This is a genomic window from Methanobrevibacter sp., assembly GCF_017940815.1.
Classification (GTDB): Archaea; Methanobacteriota; Methanobacteria; order Methanobacteriales; family Methanobacteriaceae; genus Methanocatella.
In genome coordinates this window covers 1-4984 of record NZ_JAGAXX010000064.1, presented here as the reverse complement: position 1 = coordinate 4984, position 4984 = coordinate 1, and the positions used below count along the sequence as shown (strand labels likewise).

The 4984-nt window shown below is 32.6% G+C and carries 9 protein-coding genes; 5 read left to right on the top strand and 4 right to left on the bottom strand.

Annotated features, from left to right (window positions below):
* A partial coding sequence (locus ILA26_RS08130; protein WP_292896165.1) for a transposase occupies window positions 1-357 on the top strand: 357 nt, incomplete at its 5' end.
* Window positions 358-409: 52 nt separating this feature from the next.
* Here the strand turns inward: ILA26_RS08130 and tsaA are convergent.
* The gene (gene tsaA / locus ILA26_RS08125) at window positions 410-895 is read right to left on the bottom strand and encodes a tRNA (N6-threonylcarbamoyladenosine(37)-N6)-methyltransferase TrmO (RefSeq protein ID WP_292896163.1); all 486 of its coding nucleotides are present in this window, start codon (window positions 893-895) and stop codon (window positions 410-412) included.
* Between the two features lie 345 nt (window positions 896-1240).
* Between tsaA and ILA26_RS08120 the strand changes: the two genes are divergently transcribed.
* Together ILA26_RS08120 and ILA26_RS08115 are read left to right on the top strand one after the other, a co-directional pair.
* Window positions 1241-1447 (top strand): TOBE domain-containing protein, encoded by a 207-nt coding sequence (locus ILA26_RS08120; RefSeq protein WP_292896161.1) that lies wholly within the window; start codon window positions 1241-1243, stop codon window positions 1445-1447.
* Between the two features lie 20 nt (window positions 1448-1467).
* Complete coding sequence (locus ILA26_RS08115) at window positions 1468-1674, top strand: TOBE domain-containing protein (RefSeq protein ID WP_292896159.1); 207 nt, start codon at window positions 1468-1470, stop codon at window positions 1672-1674.
* Between the two features lie 181 nt (window positions 1675-1855).
* Here ILA26_RS08115 and ILA26_RS08110 read toward each other — a convergent pair whose 3' ends face one another.
* The 3 genes from ILA26_RS08110 to ILA26_RS08100 are packed head-to-tail and all read right to left on the bottom strand — an operon-like array spanning window position 1856 to window position 3521.
* A complete protein-coding gene (locus tag ILA26_RS08110) occupies window positions 1856-2293 on the bottom strand; it encodes a molybdenum cofactor biosynthesis protein MoaE (RefSeq protein WP_292896157.1) in 438 nt (145 codons plus the stop codon).
* A gap of 48 nt (window positions 2294-2341) precedes the next feature.
* Entirely contained in the window at window positions 2342-2875 is a 534-nt protein-coding gene (locus tag ILA26_RS08105; protein WP_292896155.1) for a nicotinamide-nucleotide adenylyltransferase, read from the bottom strand.
* A 7-nt stretch (window positions 2876-2882) separates the two neighbouring features.
* Complete coding sequence (locus ILA26_RS08100; RefSeq protein WP_292896153.1) at window positions 2883-3521, bottom strand: hypothetical protein; 639 nt, start codon at window positions 3519-3521, stop codon at window positions 2883-2885.
* A 177-nt stretch (window positions 3522-3698) separates the two neighbouring features.
* Between ILA26_RS08100 and ILA26_RS08095 the strand changes: the two genes are divergently transcribed.
* Complete coding sequence (locus ILA26_RS08095; RefSeq protein WP_292896151.1) at window positions 3699-4367, top strand: hypothetical protein; 669 nt, start codon at window positions 3699-3701, stop codon at window positions 4365-4367.
* On the top strand, window positions 4368-4898 hold the full coding sequence (locus ILA26_RS08090; protein WP_292896149.1) for a DUF367 family protein: 531 nt from the start codon (window positions 4368-4370) through the stop codon (window positions 4896-4898). It abuts the gene before it with no gap.
* Window positions 4899-4984 lie beyond the last annotated feature (86 nt).

Sequence of the window (4984 nt, the reverse complement as noted above, 5' to 3'; positions counted from 1 at the left end):
AGCAGAAGCATTCACGAAATCGGATGGGGAAAACTCATTGAAATGATACGATACAAATCAGAATGGTACGGACGCAAATTTGTACAAATCAATCAATGGTTCCCTTCCAGTAAAAGATGTAATGTCTGTGGTGAAATAAATCCTGGCTTAGGTCGTGATGAAAGAGAATGGGAATGCCCTCACTGCCACAGCATGCTTCAAAGGGATGTTAATGCTGCAAAAAATATTTTAGACGAAGCTCTACGTGCCACTGGTTCAATGGTGCTATGCTTAGTAGATTTCATACCTATTGGTCAAGGAAAATTCGAATATTATTACGAATGGAAATGCCTTGACAAAACAATAGGTATGGCCTAAGAATCTCCAGCTTCTACAAGCTGGAGAGGTTCAAAAAATAAGTTGAGATAGATTATTTGAATCTATCATCTGATTTTTGTGATTTTGCTTTTTTGTGGTTATCTTCAAACCACCCTATTCTTAACTCATCAATGGTGTCTTCGTATAATTGTGGAACATAAGGCTTGATGTCAAGCAGAGGAGTGCCATTTAAAATGTCCACATTTTCAATATAAACGGTGTTGCCTTCAACTTTTTTCACTTTGACAACGCTCATCCCTATTCTGTTAGGCCTTTTTGGTGATCTTGTTGCAAAAACTCCGTGAGTGTTGTTGTCCATGAACGGTTTAACTTCCAGCATGTACCCTTCAACCTTGTGAAGCAAATAAATTAGGTGAACATGTGAAAAGCCATCAAGGTCTTTCAGCCCGTCAGCGTATTTGTCTTTGATTTCTATTGTTCCAGGTATTCCCTTTGCACCTGTTGGCTGGATTGGCATTCCCTCAATTTCATTAAATTCCGTATGGATGGTACCTATTGATTCTAGTTCTATGTTCATAAGGTTATTTTTGTTTTATTTTTTAATAAAACTTTCTAGATATGATTATAATTATATTTCGATAAAGTTATGGAATTTCGATAAAATCATATTTAACTAATGAATTTATCTAATTTTAAATTTTAAAAATTATTCAATCAATCAATAAATAAATTCTTTCTAAATTTATCTAATTTGGTAAAATAACTAATTTTACACTCGTTTTAAATTTATATTTTTTATAAAATTTTATCGTTATGAACGATTTCAGGTAATCGATAAAAAAATCCTTTATTCACCAAAAAACGAAACATTTATATACAATTCGATACAACTTATTATTGTAAAACTTAAGGAGATTATAAAATGGAACTTAGTGCAAGAAATCAATTAAACGGAAAAGTAACAAATGTTGATCTTGGAGCTGTAATGGCTAATATCAAAATCGAAATTTCAGAACCTAACACTATCACTGCAGTAATCACCAAAGAATCTGCTGAAAAATTAGGTTTAACTGAAGGCGATGATGTAACTGCTATCATCAAGTCAACTGAAGTAATCATTGGCAAATAAATTTAAAGGGAGATTATAAAATGCAACTCAGTGCTAGAAATCAATTAAAAGGAAAAATTACTGGTGTAGAAAAAGGTGCTGTAATGGCAAACATCAAAATCGAAGTGGCTGATCCTAATACAATCACTGCAGTAATCACTAAAGAATCTGCTGAAAAATTAGGTTTAGCTGAAGGTGACGATGTTACCGCTATCATCAAATCTACTGAAGTAATTATTGGAAAATAAGTTTTTTTCGTATATTCGGGGTTTCTTAGGATTGGGATTAAAATCCCATAAATCCTAATAATATAAATATAACAAAAATAACCACCGCTGCTTTTAACAATGTTTTTAAATTTTTAATTATTGCATAAATGATTAAAAATAGTAATAATAATCTAATAATAAAAAGAAGGGTGCTCATTATTTAGCCCCCTGCAAGAATAGTTTTTGTACCTTCTTTGGATATTTCTTCTTTTTTGAATTCAACATCATATTTGACTGTTTCAATAACTTCTTTTAATGCCTCAAGGGTTTCTCCCCTGTGTGCACCTAAGACCGCAACTAAAAATAGCATGTCTCCAGTGTAGAATTCACCGATGTAGTGAACGACAGAAATTTCATGGACATTGTATTTTATTTTTGCGTTTTCAACAATCTTTTCAATTTCATCTTTTGTCTTTTCTTTATCAGGAGTGGTCAATATTAACTTTTCCAAGTTCATATTTTCTTCTTTACCACGTACGATTCCTTCAAAAGTAAAAATTGCACCGGAGTAATCTACTTTTGTGCTTTTCTTTAATTCAGCTATTAAATCAGCTGTTGTAACTTTATCTTCTTTAGCTTCGATAACTCTTACAACCATTTTTTCATCTCCACATAATTATTATATTTTTATATTATATAACTATTGTTATATGTCACTAATTTCTTTTACAGATAAGTTTTTCAATCGATTGACGCCATTGATTTCATTAAGTATTTTGACAGTAGCATCTGGAACAAGTTCTTGCCAGTTATCGTCATTCAAGATTCTTTTTCTGACTTCAGTTCCGGATAAATGCAAACGGTCATAAAGTGGGGGTTGTCTAACCTCAAAACCTTCCTCTGAAAACAATTGTTTAACCAGAGGGTTTCCTGAATAAACAATGGAAAAAGGTGGGGTTATCATTTTAACATGTGCCACCCAAATGGCATTGAAGTTTATGTCCTGCATTGGAATGATGTAATATCTTGATGGATCAACGTCTCTTTCCGCTAGGGCTTGGCTCATCATGAGTATGCGTTCGCCTGCAGTAAACGGATCTTTAATTTCATGGCTAAGCTGAGCGCTACCTATTCCAATGATGATTTCATCCACTTCATCTAGAATTTTATCGATGATTTGCATATGTCCATTATGAACTGGTTGCATGCGTCCAATTAATATTCCACGAACTTTATTCATATTATCACTAAGCATTTAATTCATCTAGGCTTTTAATGAGATTCACTGCTGTTTGATGTTTCTGTGTTAATGGGTCTGTAATGGAAGTTTCCATAAGTAATGTATTTATTCCCTTCTCAGCAATAGGTATTGTAACTTTTTCAGGACTTGTGCCTTCGTCAAATTCATAATTTACTAAATTGACATCATTGGATAATTTATTGATATATGAATCTATTTTATCGGTTTTATTGGATAAGCTGAATATGAAATTGGAATATTCATAATCCGGATTAATTTCGTGCACATCCACGACAATGAATGGATTGTCCTTTGCAATATTAGGTACAATAAATTTATTCGCCAATTCCTCACCTGCAGAACGTGTGTCCTCACGACTTGTTAGATTATCAATAGTTTTAACGTAATATATTACATATTTTTTAGTTAAATTCTGAACGCCATCCTCTGAAGTGATATTATATATTGTTTTGTTCACTTCTTCGTGAATTTCGTATTCCCTTGGGTGAACGCCCAATATGATTCCAACGGTTTCGTTACTGGACATGTTTCCGGCTTCAATTTTATAAACAGTACCATTAACATTACTTCCAACAGATGTAATATTATAAATGTTATCTGGGCCTCGTGTGACTTCAGAAATCATAAATGAAATATTTATTATCACAATTAATAATAAAACAACAAGTAATATCTGATATTGCATTTTTTTATTCATAAAAAGACCTTTTTTTTTATTTAATTTAATTATTATATCTAACTAAACTTATATTAAAGACTTTTTACTATAATTATAATATTAAACATTTATGGAGTATTTTTAATGGAAACTAAAAATATAATAATCATTGCAGTACTTGTGGTTGTAATTGCCATTTTGGGAGTTGTCCTCGGTACTGGAATGTTAAGTAATGGAAATACAAAAGATTTAGGAACCACTCCATTTGAAACTGAATTCATGGAAGGTAGTTTCGTTGGCGATGTTAAACTAGTTAATGATACTGAAAAATTCATGCATTCTTATGAAGATAAACAGCATCATATAACCTATAACATTTCTACAGTTGATAATTCAACAGCCTTGATGGACATATATGAAATTCAAGGTGTTACTAACCCTGAAGAAAGGTCTTTCAATGGAAATGACTGGAATATTTACTTCACACAAGCTGTGCAGGGAAATGACACTAGCTCTAAAGATAATGAAACTATGAACATTATCATCTGCGAATCTCAAGGAGAAAAGCAAGGATATCTTATTTACATGATTATAGATCCAAAATCAGACATCAATTCTACAATGAACACCTATGGTGAGTCATACACTGATTTCATCAAACCTTTGCTTGAAAGTTTAACCTTGAAAGAAAGTAAAAATGTTCCAAAGATAAATGAGGAATTCGGTTTGACCGAAGATCAATTCGCTGAACAAATGGATTTGGTCAGACAGGTTAAGGCCGGAAACACTTCTGCTCTTGAAGGTGCACAATAAATGAAAATTACAGTTTTTCATGCAAATGAGTGCGATAGAAAAAAATGCACTTCCATAAAAATGGAAAAAATGGGGAAATGCAGGTTAGTCTACAATATTAACAAGATTCCCTCAGGTGCAATAGTTTTAAATCCCTATGCTGAAAAAGCTGTATCCTACGAAGACTATAGATATGTTCAAAGAAGAGGGGTTGTAGGGCTTGATTGCTCTTGGAATGAAGTTTCAAGCTCTAAAAAATTCTTCTCTCTTTCCAAATATCATAGGTCTTTACCCTTTTTGATAGCGACCAACCCCGTAAATTATGGCAAACCATGCATTTTATCCACTGTTGAAGCCATATCCGCCACATTGTACATTACTCGTTTTAAGGATGAGGCTCGTAAATTAATGGATGGATTTAAATGGGGACATACATTCTTGGAGTTAAATCATGACTTGTTAGAGGCTTACAGTGAAGCTGACACTAGTGCTGAGGTTGTCAAGGTTCAAAACGAGTTTTTAGATGATCGTGATGGTGACGCTGAGGATTAACTCTTTTTTTTATTTTTTTTAGATTTTCGGGTATCCGCCAAAATTGATTTTTGAATTTTTTTGCAAAAAATTTTTTGTCTAATTTT